General features: G+C 44.1%; 16 protein-coding genes. 13 read left to right on the top strand and 3 right to left on the bottom strand.

The genetic code is table 11. From position 1 onward, the window contains the following. Positions 1-201 precede the first annotated feature (201 nt). Positions 202-1,488: a uracil permease gene (gene uraA / locus Xmir_RS04810; RefSeq protein WP_099113278.1), complete on the bottom strand. Its 1,287-nt coding sequence runs from the start codon at positions 1,486-1,488 to the stop codon at positions 202-204. 68 nt (positions 1,489-1,556) lie between these two features. After that, positions 1,557-2,183 carry a uracil phosphoribosyltransferase gene (upp, locus tag Xmir_RS04805; RefSeq protein WP_099113277.1) on the bottom strand — a complete coding sequence of 209 codons (627 nt, stop codon included), beginning with the start codon at positions 2,181-2,183 and terminating at the stop codon, positions 1,557-1,559. A 225-nt stretch (positions 2,184-2,408) separates the two neighbouring features. Here upp and purM point away from each other — a divergent pair, with 225 nt between their 5' ends. The 7 genes from purM to mgtE all read left to right on the top strand — a co-directional run bounded on the left by purM (position 2,409) and on the right by mgtE (position 10,550). Beyond that, the gene (purM, locus tag Xmir_RS04800) at positions 2,409-3,452 is read left to right on the top strand and encodes a phosphoribosylformylglycinamidine cyclo-ligase (protein WP_099113276.1); all 1,044 of its coding nucleotides are present in this window, start codon (positions 2,409-2,411) and stop codon (positions 3,450-3,452) included. 112 nt (positions 3,453-3,564) lie between these two features. After that, positions 3,565-4,203 (top strand): phosphoribosylglycinamide formyltransferase, encoded by a 639-nt coding sequence (gene purN, locus Xmir_RS04795; protein ID WP_099113275.1) that lies wholly within the window; start codon positions 3,565-3,567, stop codon positions 4,201-4,203. 342 nt (positions 4,204-4,545) lie between these two features. Further along, complete coding sequence (speG, locus tag Xmir_RS04790; RefSeq protein ID WP_099113340.1) at positions 4,546-5,109, top strand: spermidine N1-acetyltransferase; 564 nt, start codon at positions 4,546-4,548, stop codon at positions 5,107-5,109. Positions 5,110-5,199: 90 nt separating this feature from the next. Continuing rightward, the gene (ppk1, locus tag Xmir_RS04785) at positions 5,200-7,269 is read left to right on the top strand and encodes a polyphosphate kinase 1 (RefSeq protein WP_099113274.1); all 2,070 of its coding nucleotides are present in this window, start codon (positions 5,200-5,202) and stop codon (positions 7,267-7,269) included. Positions 7,270-7,272: 3 nt separating this feature from the next. Beyond that, the gene (gene ppx, locus Xmir_RS04780; RefSeq protein ID WP_099113273.1) at positions 7,273-8,805 is read left to right on the top strand and encodes an exopolyphosphatase; all 1,533 of its coding nucleotides are present in this window, start codon (positions 7,273-7,275) and stop codon (positions 8,803-8,805) included. A gap of 11 nt (positions 8,806-8,816) precedes the next feature. Then, a complete protein-coding gene (locus Xmir_RS04775) occupies positions 8,817-8,987 on the top strand; it encodes a YfgG family protein (RefSeq protein WP_099113272.1) in 171 nt (56 codons plus the stop codon). Positions 8,988-9,086: 99 nt separating this feature from the next. Then, a complete protein-coding gene (mgtE, locus tag Xmir_RS04770; RefSeq protein WP_099113271.1) occupies positions 9,087-10,550 on the top strand; it encodes a magnesium transporter in 1,464 nt (487 codons plus the stop codon). 139 nt (positions 10,551-10,689) lie between these two features. On the opposite strand, the gene tssD is transcribed toward mgtE, so the two are convergent. Next, positions 10,690-10,950: a type VI secretion system tube protein TssD gene (gene tssD, locus Xmir_RS33295; protein WP_422646031.1), complete on the bottom strand. Its 261-nt coding sequence runs from the start codon at positions 10,948-10,950 to the stop codon at positions 10,690-10,692. Between the two features lie 406 nt (positions 10,951-11,356). On the opposite strand from tssD, the gene Xmir_RS04760 reads away from it, so the two are divergent. From Xmir_RS04760 to Xmir_RS04735, 6 genes are all read left to right on the top strand, one after another. Next, positions 11,357-12,595, top strand: a complete 1,239-nt coding sequence (locus Xmir_RS04760) for an MdtA/MuxA family multidrug efflux RND transporter periplasmic adaptor subunit (RefSeq protein WP_099113269.1) — start codon at positions 11,357-11,359, stop codon at positions 12,593-12,595. Continuing rightward, positions 12,595-15,765 carry an MdtB/MuxB family multidrug efflux RND transporter permease subunit gene (locus Xmir_RS04755; RefSeq protein ID WP_099113268.1) on the top strand — a complete coding sequence of 1,057 codons (3,171 nt, stop codon included), beginning with the start codon at positions 12,595-12,597 and terminating at the stop codon, positions 15,763-15,765. Before Xmir_RS04760 ends, Xmir_RS04755 begins: the two co-directional genes overlap by 1 nt. After that, positions 15,762-18,866: a multidrug efflux RND transporter permease subunit MdtC gene (mdtC, locus tag Xmir_RS04750; RefSeq protein WP_099113267.1), complete on the top strand. Its 3,105-nt coding sequence runs from the start codon at positions 15,762-15,764 to the stop codon at positions 18,864-18,866. The genes Xmir_RS04755 and mdtC overlap by 4 nt, the downstream gene beginning before the upstream one ends. Continuing rightward, the gene (gene baeS, locus Xmir_RS04745; protein ID WP_208620387.1) at positions 18,866-20,254 is read left to right on the top strand and encodes an envelope stress sensor histidine kinase BaeS; all 1,389 of its coding nucleotides are present in this window, start codon (positions 18,866-18,868) and stop codon (positions 20,252-20,254) included. The genes mdtC and baeS overlap by 1 nt, the downstream gene beginning before the upstream one ends. A gap of 12 nt (positions 20,255-20,266) precedes the next feature. Then, positions 20,267-20,974, top strand: a complete 708-nt coding sequence (gene baeR, locus Xmir_RS04740; protein WP_099113265.1) for an envelope stress response regulator BaeR — start codon at positions 20,267-20,269, stop codon at positions 20,972-20,974. 163 nt (positions 20,975-21,137) lie between these two features. Then, the gene (locus Xmir_RS04735; protein ID WP_099113264.1) at positions 21,138-21,476 is read left to right on the top strand and encodes a YegP family protein; all 339 of its coding nucleotides are present in this window, start codon (positions 21,138-21,140) and stop codon (positions 21,474-21,476) included. The last annotated feature ends 245 nt before the right edge of the window (positions 21,477-21,721 follow it).

Below are 21,721 nucleotides of genomic sequence, written 5' to 3'. Positions count from 1 at the left end.
ATATCGATACCTGACATCTTTCAAGTTAAACCATGGAGATAGTTAAATGAATGCAACCAAAAAAAGAACAAATTAAAGATAAAATTCAACAGAAAGAGATTACCAAAATAACATTATAAAATGATTAAAAAGGGCTTTTTTCAAAGCCCTTACTTTATTAATTTATATTATATGATTTATTCTACTGCATCACATTTTCTATTATTTTTTAATCGATTCTACAGAAGAGTTAATATATTGCTCTTCTGGGCGAATAATGCTGATCAGTTTGAAAAGCAGACTCAGGCCAATACCGACGACAGTTGCAAGCGCCATCCCTTTCAATTCCGCTGTACCTATCTGAATTTTCGCTCCGCTGACACCAATAATCAAAATAATGGAAGTCAGAATCAAATTCTGTGCTTTACTGTAATCAACTTTAGAATCAATCAAAACTCGAATACCTGATGCACCAATGACACCATATAGCAACAAAGAAACACCGCCCATAACGGGAACAGGGATCATTTGTATCGCCGCGGCTAATTTACCGACGCAAGAAAGCAATATCGCCAACACCGCAGCACCCCCAATCACCCATGTACTATAAACACGGGTCAATGCCATAACACCGATGTTCTCACCATAAGTTGTGTTAGGCGTTGAACCGAAGAACCCCGAAATCATCGTTGAAAAGCCATTCGCAAACATTGAGCGATGCAAACCCGGATTTTTCAGCAAATCTTTTTGTACGATATTAGCCGTCACCACCAAATGCCCGACATGTTCCGCGATCACCACCAGCGCCGCCGGTAAAATCGTCATGATGGCAAACCATTCAAAACGAGGCGTATAGAAAGTTGGCAATGCAAACCATGGGGCTTCACGTACTGGCGTTAAATCTACAACGCCCATAAAGAATGACAGCCCATAACCCACCAGCACACCAATCAAAATCGGAATAATCGCCATAAAACCACGGAATACGACAGATCCTAAAATGGTTACAGCCAGCGTTACCATAGATATGGTCAAATTGGTCATATTAACTTCCGAACCTGACGCTGGGCGCAAACCCGCCATATCCGCAGCAACACCAGCCAATTCCAGGCCGATTACCGCAACAATAGCGCCCATCGCGGCAGGTGGAAACATCACGTTGATCCAACCTCTTCCTGCTACTTTGACAATCAGGGCAACCAGACAGAACAACAAGCCGCAGACAATAAATCCCCCCAATGCCAATTCATACCCTAAAGGCAGCAGCAGCAACACAGGCGAAATAAAGGCAAAGCTTGAACCTAAATAAGCGGGAATTCTCCCTTTACAAATCACCAAATAGAGTAACGTTCCAATACCATTGAACAATAAAATCGTGGCGGGATTAACTTTAAACAAAATGGGAACCAAAACGGTTGCCCCAAACATAGCAAACAGATGTTGTAAACTTAATGGAATAGTCTGTGCCAAAGGCGGTCTTTCGTCTACTCCAATAGTCCGACGGGTCATGCTTGATATCCTCTTATCTCATCTTGCTAGAAACCAAAAAAAACCGGCTTTTCAGCCGGCTAAAAATGTTATTTAGTACCAAATATTTTATCGCCTGCATCCCCCAGGCCAGGAACAATGTACCCATGTTCATTGAGGCGTTCATCAATTGAAGCCGTGTAAAGTTCAACATCCGGGTGAGCTTTTTCCAGTGCAGCGACACCTTCTGGAGCAGCCACCAGAACCAATACTTTAATGACAGGGCATCCTGCTTTTTTCAACAGATCAATCGTGGCGATCATGGAACCGCCGGTTGCCAACATTGGGTCGACAACCAATGCCATGCGCTCATTAATGTCAGAAACCAATTTCTGGAAGTAAGGCACAGGTTCGAGTGTTTTTTCGTCACGATATACCCCGACGACACTGATTCGCGCGCTCGGGATATTTTCCAGTACACCATCCATCATGCCCAATCCCGCACGCAGGATAGGGACTACTGTAATCTTCTTCCCTTTAATCTGGTCTATTTCTACCGGACCGCACCATCCATTAATGGTTACTTTCTCAACTTCTAAATCAGCAGTTGCTTCATATGTCAGAAGACTACCCACCTCTGAGGCCAATTCACGAAAGCGTTTAGTGCTTATATCATGATCTCGCATCAGACCAAGTTTATGTCTAACCAGTGGGTGTTTAACCTCAACGATCTTCATGAGTTTCTCCTAATATAGCCGGCAGATAAAAAATCGCGGGATTATACCGCCTTTTCAGCAGCACGCCACTATCAATCTATTGATTTTTATCAACCACAACTATTTTTCTTTAATTTTCATTTAGCAGGAATCTTGTATAAAGCTATCGCAAACGTTTGCTTAGGCTGTTAGAATTGCGGCCGTTATGTTTTATTCATAAAAATGCAACCATCTGGGAGCTACGCAGTGACCAACAAAACCTCTCTTAGCTATAAAGATGCCGGTGTCGATATTGATGCTGGCAATGCCTTAGTCAATCGTATCAAAGGTGTCGTAAAACAGACCCGTCGCCCTGAAGTGATGGGGGGATTGGGCGGTTTCGGTGCATTATGTGCCCTGCCTCAGAAATATCGTGAGCCGGTGTTGGTTTCCGGTACAGATGGTGTTGGTACTAAGCTGCGCCTTGCCATGGATCTGAAACGCCATGATACCATCGGGATTGATCTGGTTGCCATGTGTGTCAATGATCTGGTTGTTCAGGGAGCAGAGCCTCTTTTCTTCCTTGATTACTATGCTACAGGCAAATTGGATGTGGATACCGCAGCCAGTGTTATCACAGGGATAGCCGAAGGCTGCAAACAGGCAGGCTGTGCGCTGGTTGGTGGTGAAACAGCAGAAATGCCTGGTATGTATCACGGTGAAGATTATGACGTCGCTGGTTTTTGCGTCGGCGTCGTTGAAAAAGCAGAGATTATTGATGGCAGTCAGGTTCAGGTTGGTGATGCACTGATTGCGCTGGCATCCAGTGGCCCACATTCCAACGGCTATTCTTTAATCCGTAAAATACTCGAAGTCAGTCAGGCAAATCCTGAAACAACTGAGCTTGACGGAAAATCACTCGCAGATCATCTGCTTGCCCCAACGCAAATTTATGTTAAATCAATCCTTGAATTGATTGAAAAAGTTGACGTTCATGCAGTTGCACACCTGACCGGGGGTGGTTTTTGGGAGAATATTCCTCGCGTTCTGCCAGAAAATATGCAAGCCAAAATCAATGCCGGCAGTTGGCAGTGGCCATCAATTTTCACGTGGCTACAGCAAGCCGGCAATGTCAGCGAACATGAGATGTACCGCACATTTAACTGCGGGGTGGGTATGATAATTGCCTTGCCTCAATCTCAGGCAGAACAGGCAATTTCATATCTGAAAGCATCCGGTGAAAATGCCTGGCAAATTGGTACAATTTCCGAACTCAACGCTGATGATCAACCAGTTGTTATCAATAAATAAATTATAAAGAAACAAATATTGTTCCCAATAAATTGCAAGTTGCAGTCAATAAAACTGCAACTTGCAAGATAAAGGGTATATCAGTCAATGAAATCTTCAGCTAAGAGAAACCATGAAAAAAATTGTCGTTTTAGTATCCGGCAATGGTAGCAATCTTCAATCCATCATAGATTCCTGCCAACAAAACCGGATTAATGGGAGTATTTCTGCCGTCTTCAGTAATAATGCTGATGCCTATGGTTTGAAACGGGCTGAACAGACCAATATTCCAGCCCATTTTATTGACCCAAAAGGATATACTGATCGCACCAGTTATGATGTTGCTCTGCTCAAGGCTATCGATCAATATCAGCCGGATTTAGTTGTTTTGGCAGGCTATATGAGAATTTTATCGCCTGATTTTGTCCGGCATTATCATGGACGCCTGCTCAATATTCACCCTTCCCTATTACCAAAATATCCCGGCCTGCATACTCACCAGAAAGCCATTGCAAATGGTGATAAAGAACATGGCACTTCCATCCATTTTGTTACAGAAGAGCTGGATGGCGGCCCAATCATTCTACAAGCTAAAGTACCTATTTTTGATGGAGATAAGGAAGAAGACGTTATCGGACGCGTCCAGACCCAAGAACATAATATTTATCCTCTGGTCATTGGTTGGTTCCTGAATGGTCGTTTAGCTATGGAAAGAAATACAGCGGTAATGGATGGCAACGTTTTACCGCCACAAGGTTATGCTTCAGAATAGTTAGCCCCTAACTTACAGCTCAGTGTTAATACGCACTTTAATTAATATACTGTAATTAAGATAATACTTTGCTGTAAGTTGCCGCTTCGGATTGGTTTCTCTTTCTCTGCCTCTATCCCTTTATGCTTCTATTATACTTCCATGCCTAAAGAATCTGGTTGTTTATCCACCTAAAAATATTAGCCCGACAATAATTATTTATCTTGTAATAATTATTTATTCGAACATTATTAGCTATATTTGTACCCGATAGATTTCACCTTGCAACGCGACGACCGTTTGAAGAAAGTTGAAGGGTATAGAATGAATTCATACAATCTGCAAGAAGCACTGAGGTATCCAATGTCCAGTGATCCAGAAAGACCATCCGTAAATTTGCGCCCCCTTGAGCGGGAAGATCTCCCTTTTGTTCATCAAATTGATAATAATGCCAGTGTCATGCGCTATTGGTTTGAAGAGCCTTATGAAGCCTTTGTTGAATTATGCGATCTTTATGACAAGCACATTCATGACCAAAGTGAGCGCCGTTTTATTATCGAAAGCATGAACTCCAAAGTCGGGTTAGTCGAATTAGTCGAAATTGATTATGTCCACCGTCGCTCAGAATTTCAGATTATCATTGCCCCGGCCTACCAAGGGCAAGGCTATGCTGCCGTAGCCGCCAAACTTGCGATGGAGTACGCTTTTGCTGTTTTGAATCTTTACAAGCTGTACTTAATTGTTGATAAAGAAAATTCGAAAGCAATTCACATATACAATAAATTGGGATTTTACACCGAAGGCGAATTAATCGATGAATTTTTTGTAAATGGCTCTTATCATACAGCCATTAGGATGTGTACATTCCAACACCACTATTTTGCCAATAAAACCCGTGAAGCACAGACCGATATTTTGGTCGGTTAACCACTTGGCCGGTTAAACACTTAGCCGGTTAAACACCTGGCCCATTAAACGCTGACCATTAGATTAAATGGCAAACCAAATGGAGTAGTAATGTCCCACGATCGTCTCTATACCGAAAAAGAACTGAGCTGGCTCTCTTTCAACGAACGTGTACTTCAGGAAGCGGCTGACAAAAGTAACCCGCTGATAGAAAGAATGAGGTTCTTAGGGATCTACTCCAATAACCTGGATGAGTTTTATAAAGTTCGTTTTGCTGACGTAAAACGGCGAATTCTTATCAGTGAGGAACGGGGTTCAGCCACCAGCGCCCGCCAATTGTTGAAAAAAATTGAGGCTAAAGTAGCCAAAATCGATCAAGAGTTCGATGAACTCTATAACGAGCTGCTACTGGAAATGGCTCGCAACCAGATTTTTTTGATCAATGAACGGCAAATATCGCCGAATCAACAAATCTGGCTACGGCAATATTTTCGGCAACATTTGCGCCCACACATTACGCCAATTGTCATCAATCCAGAAACTAATTTGGTTGAGTTTCTCAAAGATGACTATACCTATTTGGCCGTTGAAATTATCCGTGGTCAAGAAACGCAATACGCCCTGCTGGAAATTCCATCGGATAAAGTCCCTCGTTTCGTTAACCTCCCTCCCGAAATGCCACGCAGACGCAAGTCAATGATCTTACTTGATAATATTCTGCGTTACACGCTGGATGAAATTTTCAAAGGGTTCTTCGATTACGATACTTTGAATGTCTACTCCATGAAAATGACTCGCGATTCCGAGTATGATTTGGCAACAGAAATGGAATCCAGCCTTCTGGAATTGATGTCCTCCACGCTTAAACAGAGGTTGACGGCAGAGCCAGTACGATTTGTTTACCAGCGTGATATGCCAGATGAAATGGTGGACTTGCTGCGCAGTAAACTAGGGCTTTCCAATGATGATTCCGTCATTGCAGGCGGACGCTATCATAATTTTAAGGATTTCATTAAATTTCCCAATGAAGGAAACCGCAATTTACTGAACAAACCCATGCCACGGCTGCGCCATACCTGGTTCGACCATTTCCGCAACGGATTCGATGCTATTCGCGAAAAAGATGTCTTGCTCTATTATCCTTACCACACGTTTGAACACGTACTGGAATTACTGCGGCAGGCTTCTTTCGATCCCAGCGTGATCTCTATCAAAATTAATATCTACCGTGTTGCAAAAGACTCACGCATTATCGACTCCATGATCCATGCAGCACATAACGGCAAGAAAGTCACTGTTGTAGTAGAGCTACAGGCACGTTTTGATGAAGAAGCCAACATTCATTGGGCAAAACGCCTGACCGAAGCTGGCGTCCATGTTATTTTTTCCGCCCCTGGCCTGAAAATTCACGCCAAGCTATTCATCATTTCGCGCCTTGAGGGAAATGAAATTATCCGTTATGCCCATATTGGTACAGGGAATTTCAATGAAAAAACAGCGCGGTTATATACCGATTACTCACTGTTGACCGCAAAACCCGAAGTCACCAATGAAGTTCGCCGGGTATTTAACTTTATTGAAAACCCTTATCGTCCGGTTACATTTGATAATTTAATGGTATCGCCACAAAACTCACGGGCAACGCTCAATCGATTAATTACGCAAGAAATCGAAAACGCCAAAGCGGGTGAAGTAGCCGGAATTACCCTTAAAATTAATAACATAGTTGATAAGGAACTGGTGGATCGCCTGTATGATGCCTCAGAAGCCGGTGTTAAAGTTCGCATTCTGGTACGTGGCATGTGTTCTTTAGTTCCCAATCAACCGGGTTTCAGTGAAAATATTCAGGTCACCAGTATTGTCGATCGCTTTCTGGAACACGATCGCGTTTATGTTTTTGCCAATAAAGGTGATGAGAAAATATTTCTCTCCTCTGCTGACTGGATGACACGAAATATCGATTATCGCATTGAAGTGGCCGTTTGCCTGCTGGAACCCATGTTAAAACAACAGGTTCTGGATATCCTCGAATTACAGTTCAGTGATACCGTCAAGGCACGTTATATTGATAAAGAGTTGAGCAACCGCTATGTTCCACGAGGAAATAAGCGTAAAATCCGTGCGCAACTTGCTGTTTATGATTATCTGAAACACCTTGAACAACCGGAACCCAGAGCCTGATTTATGCCGTTGAAACACGACACCCCCGTACCCAAACCCCAAGAAATTGCGACTATTGATTTAGGCTCCAACAGCTTTCATATGGTAATTGCCCGTATTGTAAACGGGGCATTACAGGTTATCGGACGTTTAAAGAAGCGGGTTTACCTTGCCGATGGTTTAAACAGCAAAAATGAATTAAGCGAAGAAGCTATCCAGCGTGGTTTGAGCTGCCTTTCTCTGTTTGCCGAACGATTGCAGGGTTTTTCCGCAGATAATGTCTGTTTGGTGGGAACGCATAGTTTACGCGAAGCAACTAACGCACAAGAGTTTTTAAAACGGGCAAAAGAAATTCTTCCCTACCCGATTGAAATTATTTCTGGTCATGAAGAAGCCCGCCTGATTTTTATGGGCGTTGAACATACTCAACCAGAAAAAGGCCGAAAATTAGTGATTGATATTGGTGGCGGCTCAACGGAATTGGTTATTGGTGAAGACTTCGAGCCGCTGCTGATTGAAAGCCGTCGCATGGGCTGCGTCAGTTTTGCCCGTCAATTCTTTCCTGATGGTGTAATCAGCGAGCATAATTTCCGCAAGGCGCGGCTCCAAGCCGCACAAAAACTGGAAAACCTTGTTTGGCAATTCCGCACAAAAGGCTGGGATTTTGCCTTGGGAGCATCGGGAACCATTAAAGCTATCCACGAATTATTGGTGGAACTGGGTGAAAAAGATGGTTTGATTACCCCAGAACGCCTTAATATGCTGGTAAAACGGGTTCTGAAACACAAAAATTTCGATTCGCTGGATCTGCCGGGGCTTTCCGATGACCGCAAACGAACTTTTGTTCCCGGCCTTTCAATATTGTGTGGTATTTTCGACGCCCTGCCTATTCAGGAATTGCGTCTATCCCAAGGAGCGCTCAGGGAAGGTGTACTTTACGAAATGGAAGATCGTTTCCGCCATCAAGATATTCGTCAAAGAACCGCCAAAAGTCTTGCTGAACACTACAATATTGACCGGGAACAAGCCGATCGGGTCTGGAACACCGCCAAAAACCTTTATGATCAATGGGTAGAGCAAAATCCCAAGCGGGTGCACCCACAACTGGAGTCTATTCTGCTATGGGCTGCCATGTTGCACGAAGTCGGTTTAAGTATCAATTTGAGTGGGCTGCAACGGCATTCCGCTTATATCCTGCAACATACCGATCTACCGGGGTTTAATCAAGAACAGCAATCGTTACTGGCAACACTGGTACGTTATCATCGCAAGGCGATTAAAGTACATGAGCATCCCCGTTTCTATCTGTTCAAGAAAAAACAGTATCTTCCTATGCTGAAGATATTGCGGTTAGCAACCCTGTTGAATAATCAGCGCCAATCGACCACGACACCGGAAACCCTGAGGCTGGAAACTGACCATGGTCATTGGACGCTCTATCTGCCAGCCAATTATTTAACGCAAAATGCCCTCGTGCAGCTTGATTTAGAGAAAGAACAAGAGTACTGGCGTGACGTGACAGGCTGGAATTTACACATTAAAGAGGAATCGACTTAACGATACACGTTATGAAGAAGAAAAAGAAAACTGTTCAAATTACAAAATTGATACTGCTTATCAGCTTTCTGATTTTATTTGGGCGCTTTATCTATTCATTCGTTGCAGCTCTGGAGCATTACCAGCAAAAGCAAACAAAACAGCAATCGGTGGAATATCTTAATAGACCAGAAACAAAGTAGTTACTATGCTAACTTAAGGTCAATGCTCCTGATTATGTTATGGTTATGTTATTGTAATTATCCTGTTTTTTGCCCTATTTTCTGTCTTAAAGGTACACCATGTTACAACCGGCCTTTACACCTGATAATGCAACCGTTGCCAACCAGCATTCCCAAAAACTGGCACATGTCCGTCAACGCTTACTTTCGTTATTCATTAACGACAAGCTATTTGTCGATAAATTATTGGGCCAGGCTGATGAACATTCAACCATCAGCGACGAACAGTTACTGGAGAAAATAGAGGAAGTCAGTATTCTGCTGGCAGACCTGCATGCTGCCGACATTGCGGATATTCTGGAAGCGTTACCCTATGATGAGCGTCTTGCTTTGTGGCGTTTGATCGACAATAACCAGCGCGGTGAAGTTCTGGTTGAAGCCTCTGTCCCGATCTGGGACAACTTGATTAAAGATATGTCTGACGTCAAGCTGCTGCGCGCTATTGGTACACTGCATGTGGATGAGCAAGCTTACATTGCGGAACATCTGCCACGTGAAACCACACGCCGCTTACTGACTTATCTGGAGCCGAGTCAACGCAACCGCATCCGCGAAGTATTACAGTACCATAAAGACAGCATCGGCCAGATGATGGATTTTGAGTTCGTAACAGTACGGGGAAGCATTACGCTCAGCACAGTTCAACGCTTTTTACGTTCCAGAGGCTCAATTCCCGAAACTACAGATAAGATCTTCGTTATTGATCGTAAAAACCGGCTTCAAGGGGAGCTTCCTCTCACCACCTTACTGACCAAGGCACCGGACAGATTGGTTTCCGAAGTGATGAATACGGATACCGTGACTTTCTCGCCAGAACAAAAAGGTGAAGATGCGGCCAGTGCGTTCGAACGTTATGACTTAATCTCTGCTGCGGTAGTCGATAATAATGGGCGTTTGATGGGCCGTCTGACCGTTGAAGATATTGTTGATACTTTAAGTGAAGAAACGGATACCAACATCCGCCGCATGGGAGGCCTGAGCCGGGAAGAGGACGTTTTTGCTCCTGTTGGGCAAGCTGTCAAAACTCGCTGGACATGGCTCGCGATAAACCTATGTACAGCTTTTGTCGCTTCACGTGTTATCGGGCTATTCGAACATACTATTTCCCAGCTTGTTGCCCTCGCAACTTTAATGCCTATTGTGGCGGGGATTGGGGGTAACACCGGCAACCAAACCATTACGATGATCGTCCGGGCGCTGGCACTCCATCAAATCCAAACCGGTAGTTTTTCTTACTTGTTATTAAGGGAACTTGGCGTTGCTTTAATCAACGGTATTATTTGGGGTGGAATAATGGGCGTTGTCACTTACTTACTCTACAGCGATCTGGCTATGGGTGGTGTGATGACAATGGCAATGATACTGAACCTATTGATGGCAGCCCTGATGGGTGTGTTGATTCCATTTATCATGATGAAATTGGGAAGAGATCCTGCAATTGGTTCCAGCGTAATGATTACAGCAATTACCGATACTGGTGGGTTCTTTATCTTTTTGGGGTTGGCAACGCTGTTTTTGGTTTAAGTGCTTTCATACATATATTATTTTACCCAACGCATTACAATTGGGCCTGTGTAAAAACGCCGATGATTTAATCGGCGTTTATCTCAATTATTAATATACTCTGTCTTCCCAGACACTATATCCAGAAGTTCCCGCCATATCATATGGTGACGGTAAATAATGTCTTTAAATTTAATAGAACCAATTTTTCTGGTTGTGCTTCCGCATGGTTAACACTGTGCGGATAGTTCGGTGATAACTCAAGAATTGTCGCATCACGACATTCGATAAAATAATATAATTCCTGTGCTCCAGATTGGGCTGTGCGATAAGAGTCAAATCTCAGATTTAATGTTTCATCATCTGAAATTGACATCAGTAATAATGGTGATGATTTATCTTGTGGTTTTACAAATACAATTGGACTATGGTTAACATTTTTTTCTCTGTGAATGGAATGATGTCACTTTAATACAGATATTTCATTCTCCTGACTAGCCTGATATTTGTTACCAATGTATAAAGTAAAATATTAACTCTATGAAAAAAATACATATCATTAACACTTGATGAACAAGGTCATGTTAATTAATTGCAAAGAGGAACGCCTATCGCTCATAACATAATTCTCTGCCCTCCTTTGGAGGCCCCATCACAAATTCCATGAAAAATCACTATCAAAAACATTATCTTTTTGACATAACCTCCATATTTTCTTCATTATTGACTAATTCTAGCTGGTTACACTAATAATATATCCTGCATCTATTTGGTATAAGATGCGGCACGATTGATTATCGCCACAACATTGAGAGAATGTCGAGCAAATGAATAACAAAAGTCGTTCCTACTTTTTCCGACTCGCTGCGGCTATAGCCGTGATCGTTGCAGTGATTTTCTTTGCGTGGAAATACTTTAACACGCCTTCAACACCAGATCAGACTCAGGATCCAGAAACCGAACAAAATGAAATGAAGCAAGCCCGATCGCCTGTGCAAGTAGCAACGGCTGAAATAAAATCTGTCCCCCATTATTTAAGAGGATTAGGGACGGTTCAGGCTGCAAATACCGTGACGGTCACCAGCCAAGTGGAAGGCCAGTTAATAAATCTGCATTTCAGTGAAGGCCAATATGTCAAAAAAGGGGACTTGCTGGCTGAAATTGATCCGCGTCCTCTTCAGGTCAAATTAGCAAGAGCACAAGGGCAATATGCCAAAGACCAGGCAACATTAACGAATGCCAAACAAGATCTGATCCGCTTTCAACAATTGGTGAAGAATAAACTTATCTCCCAACAAGATCTGGATAAGCAAATTTCTTTGGTGCGTCAGAGCGAAGCCAGTCTGAAAGCTGATCAATCAGATATTGACGAAGTTAAACTACAATTGAACTACAGCCGCATTACTGCACCTATTTCCGGTCGTGTTGGTTTGAAACGTATTGATATCGGTAATTACATATCTGGTGCAGGCGGTACTCCGATTGTTGTCATTACACAAGTCGATCCCATTGATGTCCTGTTTTCTCTGCCTGAAAATGATATCAGCTTGGTATTAAACGCCCAGAAAAATCACGCAAATGTACCTGTCAGTGCGTGGGATCGCAATAATCAGCAACAATTGGCGCAAGGTAAACTGCACAGTATTGATAACCAAATTGATGTCGCTACTGGCACGATTAAAATGAAAGCTCAATTTAATAATCAGGACAACGTGTTATTTCCTAATCAGTTCGTCAATATCCAGATAAAAGTCGACACACTGGATAATGTTGTTGTGATCCCAACAGCCGGGTTACAAATGGGCAATTCAGGTAACTTCGTCTGGAAAGTGGATAAAGAAAATAAAGTCAGCAAGCATAAAGTCATTGCGGGCCTGCAAAATAGCCAACTCGTGGTTATCAACAGCGGTTTGTCCGCAGGCGAACGGGTTGTCACCGATGGTATTGACCAACTGACCGAAGGTACCAAGGTTGAAATTGTCAAACCTTTGACAGTTGAGTCACTTGATACCGATAAAGTTCAAAAAAACTCAGAGCAATCAAACGGTAAAGTGGAGAATTCCTAATGCAACCTGATTCTCCAATTCCAGGCGGGGGACCATCCCGCCTGTTTATCTTGCGTCCTGTTGCCACGACGCTGTTTATGATTGCGATATTGCTGGCCGGGTTTATCGGTTATCGGATGCTGCCCGTTTCTGCGTTGCCACAAGTGGATTATCCGACTATTCAAGTGGTAACGTTCTATCCCGGTGCCAATCCTGATGTTATGACATCTGCCGTTACAGCGCCGCTGGAACGCCAGTTCGGGCAAATGTCCGGCTTAAAGCAGATGTCTTCCAGAAGTTCCGGGGGAGCCTCTGTTATCACGCTGGTATTCCAGCTTTCACTGCCATTGGATGTAGCAGAGCAAGATGTACAGGCGGCCATTAATTCAGCCAGCAATCTACTGCCGGAAGATTTGCCTTATCCCCCCATTTATAGCAAAGTCAACCCGGCTGATCCCCCTATTCTGACGCTGGCCGTAACGTCTGATGCCCTGCCCATGACGCAAGTGCAAGATATGGTGGAAACCCGTGTAGCTCAGCGTATTTCTCAGGTCAGTGGCGTGGGTTTGGTCACATTGGCTGGCGGGCAGCGTCCTGCGGTACGGGTGAAATTGAATGCACAGGCCATCGCCGCACAAGGTTTGGACAGTGATACGATTCGTTCGGCTATCATGAAAGCCAATGTCAATTCCGCAAAAGGCAGTTTTGATGGGCCAACACGTTCTATCACAATTTCCTCCAATGATCAGATGAAATCTATCGATGATTATCGCAAGTTAATCGTCGCCTATAAAAATGGCTCCCCTATTCGCCTGAGTGATGTTGCGAACATTGAACAAGGGGCAGAAAATGACAAACTCAGCGCATGGGCCAATGAAAAACCCGCTATTGTCATCAATGTTCAACGCCAACCCGGCGCGAATGTTATCGAGACCACAGATAATATCCGTGTCATGCTGCCGGAGCTGATCAGCAGCTTACCCAAATCAGTCAATGTGGAAGTCCTGACAGATCGTACTGTTACAATCCGCAGTTCAGTCAAGGATGTTCAATTTGAACTGTTGCTGGCTATTGCGCTGGTTGTCATGGTGATTTATCTGTTCTTGCGCAATACCACGGCAACCCTGATTCCCAGTATTGCTGTACCGCTTTCATTGGTGGGGACGTTCGCCGTTATGTATTTCTGCGGCTTTTCCGTCAATAACCTCACCTTGATGGCATTAACCATCGCAACCGGCTTTGTGGTCGATGATGCGATTGTCGTTATAGAAAATATTTCCCGTTATATTGAACGGGGAGAAAAACCTCTGGCGGCAGCATTAAAAGGAGCGGGAGAAATTGGCTTTACTATTATTTCGCTGACCTTTTCGTTAATTGCTGTATTGATCCCATTGCTGTTTATGGGAGATATCGTCGGCCGCCTGTTCCGGGAATTCGCTATTACTCTTGCTGTCGCCATTTTAATTTCTGCGGTTGTGTCATTGACACTAACACCAATGATGTGCGCAAGAATGTTGAAATCCGAAGCAGACATTAAACACAATCGCTTTGAACAAGCTTGCGAACATTTTTTTGAACGCATGATTGCGATATATGCGGTCTTTTTGAAACGGGTGTTAAATCATCCTTGGATCACCCTTAGCGTTGCGTTTGGTACGTTAGCGCTGACTGCCCTGCTCTATATTATGATCCCCAAAGGTTTTTTCCCTTTGCAAGACAACGGGTTGATTCAGGGCACACTGGAAGCTCCACAATCCATTTCATTCAATGCGATGGCAGATAAACAACGGCAAGTGACTACGCTGTTACTGCAAGATCCTGCGGTGGATAATGTCACGACATTTATCGGCGTTGATGGTAATAATTCAACGTTGAATAATGCACGTCTCCAGATTACGTTGAAACCGCTCAGCCAACGTGACGACCGGGTTGACGAGGTAATCCCTCGATTACAGAAACGTATTGCCGGAGTACCCGATGTCACATTGTATCTGCAACCGACACAAGATTTGACAATTGACACCCAAGTATCCCGTACGCAATACCAATTCACATTGCAGGCAACTTCTCTTGATGAACTCGCTGTCTGGGTTCCCAAATTGCAAAGTGCCCTGAAGCAGCGGCCGGAGTTGGTAGATATCGGTCACAATTGGCAAGATAAAGGGCTTGTCGCTTATCTCAATGTGGATCGTGATATGGCCAGCCGATTCGGGATCTCCATGGCTGCCGTGGATAATGCGCTGTATAACGCTTTCGGCCAACGCCTGATTTCGACCATTTACACACAGTCAAATCAGTACCGGGTCATTCTTGAACAAGATACGAAAAATTCATCCGGTTTAGAGGCGTTCAACGATCTTTATCTGACTGGAAATGATGGAAAAATGGTGCCACTTAATGCCATTGCTACTGTTGAACAACGGCTTGGGAATTTATCTATCAATCACTTGCAACAATTCCCTTCTGTCACTTTTTCGTTCAACACTACGAAAAACGCTTCCCTTGAAGACGCAGTGAATGCCGTCAAGGAGACAGAACGGTCGATTCAAATGCCAAAAGATATTATCACGCAATTTCAAGGGGCAACGCTGGCGTTCCAGGATGCTCTCAGCAATACCCTTTGGCTGATTCTGGCTGCGGTCGTCGCTATGTATATTGTGCTCGGTGTACTGTATGAAAGTTTTATCCATCCAGTTACCATTTTGTCAACCTTGCCTACTGCGGGTGTTGGCGCATTGCTGGCTTTGATGGTGGGCGGATATGAATTAGATATTATCGCCATCATTGGGATCATTCTCTTAATCGGCATTGTGAAGAAGAACGCTATCATGATGATCGATTTTGCTCTGGCAGCGGAGCGTGAAAAAGGCATGTCTCCATATGAGGCTATTTATCAAGCCTGTCTGTTACGTTTCAGGCCGATATTGATGACGACAATGGCGGCGCTATTGGGCGCATTGCCTCTGATGCTCAGCACCGGTATTGGTGCGGAACTGCGTCGCCCATTGGGTGTCAGCATGGTGGGCGGTTTGATTATGAGCCAGATTCTGACCTTGTTTACAACGCCCGTCATTTATCTACTTTTTGATCAGTTAGCGCATTCTTACCGGAAAAATAAGAACCAGAAGACTGAGAAAGGTAATCAAACCAGGCTTGATAAACCCTCTGTTAATCATCAGGAGCCGCTGTGAAATTTTTCGCCCTATTTATCCAGCGGCCGGTTGCCACGACATTGCTGAGTTTAGCTATCACTCTGTGTGGTGCGCTCAGTTTTATCTTGTTGCCTGTATCGCCGCTGCCAAAAGTGGATTTTCCTGTGATAACAGTCCATGCCTCTATGCCCGGTGCGTCACCAGAAACGATGGCGTCCTCTGTGACGACACCTCTGGAACGCGCGTTAGGCAGGATTGCAGGGGTAAAAGAGATGGGGTCCACCAGCTCGTTGGGAACCTCCTTTATTTATTTGGAGTTCGACCTCAATCGGGATATCAATGGCGCAGCAAGGGACGTTCAATCCGCCATCAATGCTGCGCAAAGCTTATTGCCCTCCGGTATGCCAAGCAAACCGGTATATTATAAAGCCAATCTATCAGACGCCCCGATCATGATATTAACCCTCACGTCAGACAGTTATAGTGAAGGGCAACTCTATGATCTGGCTTCCACCAGATTGGCTCAAAAAATTTCTCAGGTAGAAGGCGTCAGCAAGGTCAGTGTCGGCGGTAGTTCATTACCTGCTATACGTGTTGAATTGAACCCTAACGCCCTTTTCAATCAAGGTGTTTCTCTCAATGATGTCAGCAATGCTATCAGTGATGCCAATGTCCGGCGCCCAACGGGCTATGTTGATTCAGATAAACAAAACTGGCAACTGCACACCAATGATGAACTGAAAACAGCAGACAGCTATCGCTCTATTATTGTGCATTATAATAATGGCGCTCCGGTTCGTTTGCAGGATGTCGCAGATGTTAAAAATTCGATCGAGGATATCCGGGCAGCGGGGATGTCCGGCAATAAATCTGCAATTGTCATTATTATTCGCCGTGAAGCCGGTGCGAATATTATCGCAACTGTTCAACGCATTCGTGATCAACTTCCTATCCTGCAAGAATCTCTGCCTGCCAGTATTCAATTAAATATCGCGCAGGATCGCTCACCAGCTATCCAAGCTTCCCTGCAAGAAGTAGAAAGGGCACTTGCCATTGCGGTTGCCTTGGTCATTCTGGTGGTGTTCCTGTTTTTACGTTCAGGCCGGGCCACATTGATTCCGGCAATTGCCGTTCCGGTATCACTCATTGGCACTTTTACTGCTATATATTTATGTGGTTTCAGTTTGAACAACCTTTCGCTGATGGCACTAACCATTGCCACCGGATTTGTTGTCGATGATGCGATTGTTGTACTGGAAAATATTTCCCGGCATCTGGATGCCGGGTTGAAGCCGATGGAAGCTGCCCTCAAAGGTGTCAGGGAAGTTGGATTCACAGTACTTGCCATGAGTCTGTCACTCATTGCCGTCTTCATTCCTCTTGTGTTGATCGATGAGCTACTCGGCAGGCTTTTCCGGGATTTCGCTGTCACACTTGCAACCGCCATTGGAATTTCTCTGTTAGTTTCACTGACATTGACTCCAATGATGTGCGCATATTTACTCAAATCATCACCAATAAAAACACAGAGACAAAAGCAAGGATTCGGTAAGGTATTGCTGAAAATTCAGCAAAGTTATGGCCGTTCACTGAAATGGATACTCAATCATACCCGCTGGGTACTACTTACATTAGTCGGTATTATCGCTCTGAATATCTGGCTCTATATCAGTATCCCGAAAACATTTTTCCCGCATCAAGATACGGGAAAAATATTGGGCTTTGTGGTTGCGGATCAAAGTATTTCATTTCAAGCTATGCGTGAAAAAATGAAACGCTTTATGCAGATCATTGATGAAGATCCGACAGTGGATAATGTTGTGGGATCTACCGGTGGTGATAGCATCAACACTGGCGTTATGTTTATTTCCCTGAAACCATTGGAAGAGCGTTCTGAAAGTATCCAACAAGTGATAACGCGTTTAAGAAGTAAGCTCACCAATGAGGCAGGAGCACGTCTTCATTTAGTTCCTGTTCAGGATCTCAGATCCGGAGGTCGCGGTTCAAAATCCACTTATCAGTTTAATTTACTGTCTGATGATTTTGGCGAACTGCGCAAATGGAGTCCTACTGTCAAAAAAGCATTGGAAAAACAGCCGCAATTAGTGGATGTCAATTCAGATGAAGACGAAGAGGCTAAAGGGGCAGAAATAGCAATTATCTATGATCGTGATGTAATGGCACGTTTAGGCATCAATGTCTCTGATGCCAATAAATTACTCTATAATGCCTTTGGACAACGGCAAGTTTCTACCATTTACCAACCGTTAAATCAGTACAAGGTGGTGATGGAAGTTGCACCGCAATACAATCAGGACCCAACGGCTCTGGAGAAAATGTTTGTCATTAATAGCAAAGGGGAACGTATCCCGCTTTCCTATTTTGCTCACTGGCGTCCTGCTAACGCCCCATTAGATGTTTACCACGAAGGGCTTTCTGCCTCTTCGACTATCGGTTTTGATGTTGCGCCGGGTTATACGTTGTCTGACGCAATCATTGTAATAGAAAGAACCATGACAGAACTCAGTGTTCCTTCGTCAGTTCGCAGCTCATTTGCAGGCACTGCACAAGATTTCCAACAGAGTGAACGCTCCCAATTGTTTGTGATCCTTGCCGCGATTGTGACAGTTTATCTGGTTCTGGGCGTCTTGTATGAAAGTTATCTTCATCCATTGACGATTCTTTCTACCTTGCCCTCTGCGGGAATAGGGGCATTATTAGCACTGGAGTTGTTCAATACGCCATTTAGCCTGATTGCGATGATTGGAATCATGTTGCTGGTGGGTATTGTCAAGAAAAACGCCATCATCATGGTGGATTTCGCCCTCGAAGCGCAACGAAACGGTAATGTCAGTCCTCAAGAGGCGATCTTTCAAGCCTGTTTATTGCGGTTCCGGCCGATTATGATGACAACACTTTCTGCTTTGTTCGGTGCCTTACCTTTGGTTCTGAGCAACGGCGACGGCGCTGAACTGCGTTTCCCATTGGGTATCACCATTGTCGGTGGTCTGGTGATGAGCCAATTGCTTACGCTATACACCACCCCCGTTGTATATTTGTTCTTTGACCGACTGCGCGAAAAATGGCTGCGACATCGTACCAAACAGCCTCACGCATCGGCATCAGCAGGAAATTCATGATAAAAACAGGCATCAGCAGTAAGTTATTTTTGGCGATTTTTGCCACTTGTATGTTGGTATTGGTCACTATGCACTGGGGCGTCCGCCTCAGTTTCCAGCACGGCTTTATTGGCTATATCAAACAAAATAGCCAAATGCGCGCAAAGATGCTGGCAGACGCATTGACAGAACAATACCAGCAATACGGCGACTGGCGTTTCTTAACCCAAAATGATCGGATGATTTTTCAAATCATCCGTACCATTGAACAAAATAGTGATATCTATAAAAGAACAACTTCCCACGGTTGGCGTCCCCAGTTCTGGGTTGTGGATACTCAAATGAATCGTCTGGTAGGTCATTCCAATGACATTCCGGCAGAAAGTTACCGTGAACCTGTCACCTATCAAAATGGCGTTGTCGGTTGGGTCATTGTCAGCACTTCGGACAAAATTACTCGTCAGGCCGATATTAGTTTCGCCCACCAGCAACAATTCACCAGTTGGATTATTGCTGGTTTTTCCACCTTACTGGCACTGATTGCGACTTTTCTTCTCTCCCGTGGCTTTTTAAGGCCGGTCAAACGTCTGGTAGAAGGAACCCACAAACTTGCTGCGGGTGATTTTAGTGTCCGCGTTATTCCATCCAGTCAAGATGAAATCGGTAAGCTGGCGTCAGATTTTAATCAGCTCGCCAGTACACTGGAAAAAAATGAGCAGATGCGACGTGATTATATGGCGGATATTTCCCATGAATTGCGCACCCCGCTTTCTGTACTGCGTGGGGAACTGGAAGCTTTGCAGGATGGTGTGCGACAACCGACACAGGAGACTATCCATTCTCTACTCACGGAAGTCACGACCTTAACAAAATTGGTCAACGACCTGCATTTATTATCGCTTTCCGATCGCGGCTCTCTGACTTATAGAAAAGAAGCCGTTAAGGTCAGCGAATTACTGCAACTCTCTGTGGCAGGTTATCAAGGTCGTTTCGCTGATAAACAAATCACCCTGGCGTTGAGCCTGAAAGAAAATGTAACTCTGTTTGCTGATCCAGATCGACTGATGCAGCTATTCCAAAACTTGCTGGAAAACAGCCTGCGCTATACCAATGAGCACGGAAAAACAATTATTCAAGCTTATTCAAATCAACACTGTTGGGTATTGGATTTACAAGACAGTGCTCCCGGACTGACTGCCGAGCAATGCCAACATGTTTTTGAGCGTTTTTATCGCTGTGAGTCTTCCCGCAATCGTGCAAGCGGTGGCTCAGGGTTAGGGCTGGCAATTTGTTATAATATCGTCGAAGCGCACGATGGAACGATTCATGCAGAAAGATCACCTTTAGGTGGTATGAAAATTCACGTAGAATTACCGTTGATGACATTCCCTGAACGTGAAACACTCTGAACCTAAGACGCAATGAGTATATATTCTACACAATATACCGTTCTCATCGTTGAAGATGAACCGAAATTGGGACGGTTGCTGGTTGATTATTTGCAATCGGCAGATTATCAAACTGAATGGCTGAAACGCGGTGATGAAGTCATTGATCATGTTCAAAGATACCAACCCCATATTATCTTACTTGACCTGATGCTACCCGGTCTTGATGGGTTATCGGTCTGTCGGGAAATTCGTAAGTTTTCTGATATCCCGATTGTAATAATGACGGCGAAAACGGAAGAAATTGATCGGCTTCTCGGATTAGAAATTGGGGCTGATGATTATATCTGCAAACCGTATAGCCCACGGGAAATGGTAGCCAGGGTAAAAACAATCCTGCGCCGTTGTTATCGCCCGCAAGATATCGTCAGCGAACAAGGTGCGCTGACCATAGATGAAAATCACTTTCAGGCACGTTATCTTGAACGGGCGCTTGAACTGACACCCGTTGAATTTCGTCTGCTTAAGATTATGTCCAGCCAACCGGGGCGTGTTTTTTCCCGTGATCAGCTATTGAATAATCTTTATGATGATCATCGCATCGTGAATGATCGTACCATTGACAGCCATATTAAGAACTTGCGTAGAAAGCTAGAACAATTGGATGAAGATAAATCTTTTATTCGTTCAATTTATGGCCTTGGCTATCGTTGGGAAGCCGAGATCTGTCGTTTGATGTGATGATATTCACAGCAACCGGTTTTGTCTCAACAATTCACGCGATTTTTCTTAAATGTCGTTGCGATTTCAGGAAGACTACAAAAAAATTTTTTGCCAAACCTCTTTGCTGTACAAAATTCAAGCTAAACTTAAGCTGATAATTACCCAATCAGGAGAATTTCTTATGGCTACTGGGCATTATGATCTTAAGAAAGCAAAGAACGGGCAATTTTACTTCAATCTGGTGGCAGCAAGCGGTGATATTATTTTGAACAGTGAAATGTATACCACTAAGGCTGCTGCCAATAAAGGTATTAACTCTGTGCGGGTCAATTCTCCCGATAAAACCCGCCATGAAGTGAGAAAAAATAAGTCAGGTAAGTCTTATTTTGTCCTGAAAGCCCGCAATCATCAGATTATTGGTGTCAGTGAACCTTATGCTAATGAAGCCAGCATGAAGAAATGTATACAATCGGTCATGAAAACCGGACCGACGGAAAGTATCCGTGATTTGACCAAATAAAATTAATGAACACAATTAATGGCTCGCGCCGTATCAGCGGCGCGTTTTTCTTTAACCATATCCGGCAATTCAATTTATAACCAATGCAGGGTGACTTGTTCTGATGTCCAAAGTAATCTCAGAAGAAATCATCTCTTATTAGCCCCCTTCCGGGACAATAATATATTTGTGCTAATGACGGAATAAGCGCTAAAATCCCCCTCCCTTTAACCTTACCCTTAGTAATGATAAAGATGATAGGGTAA

Source organism: Xenorhabdus miraniensis, assembly GCF_002632615.1.
This window is presented reverse-complemented; position numbering and strand designations above follow the sequence as displayed.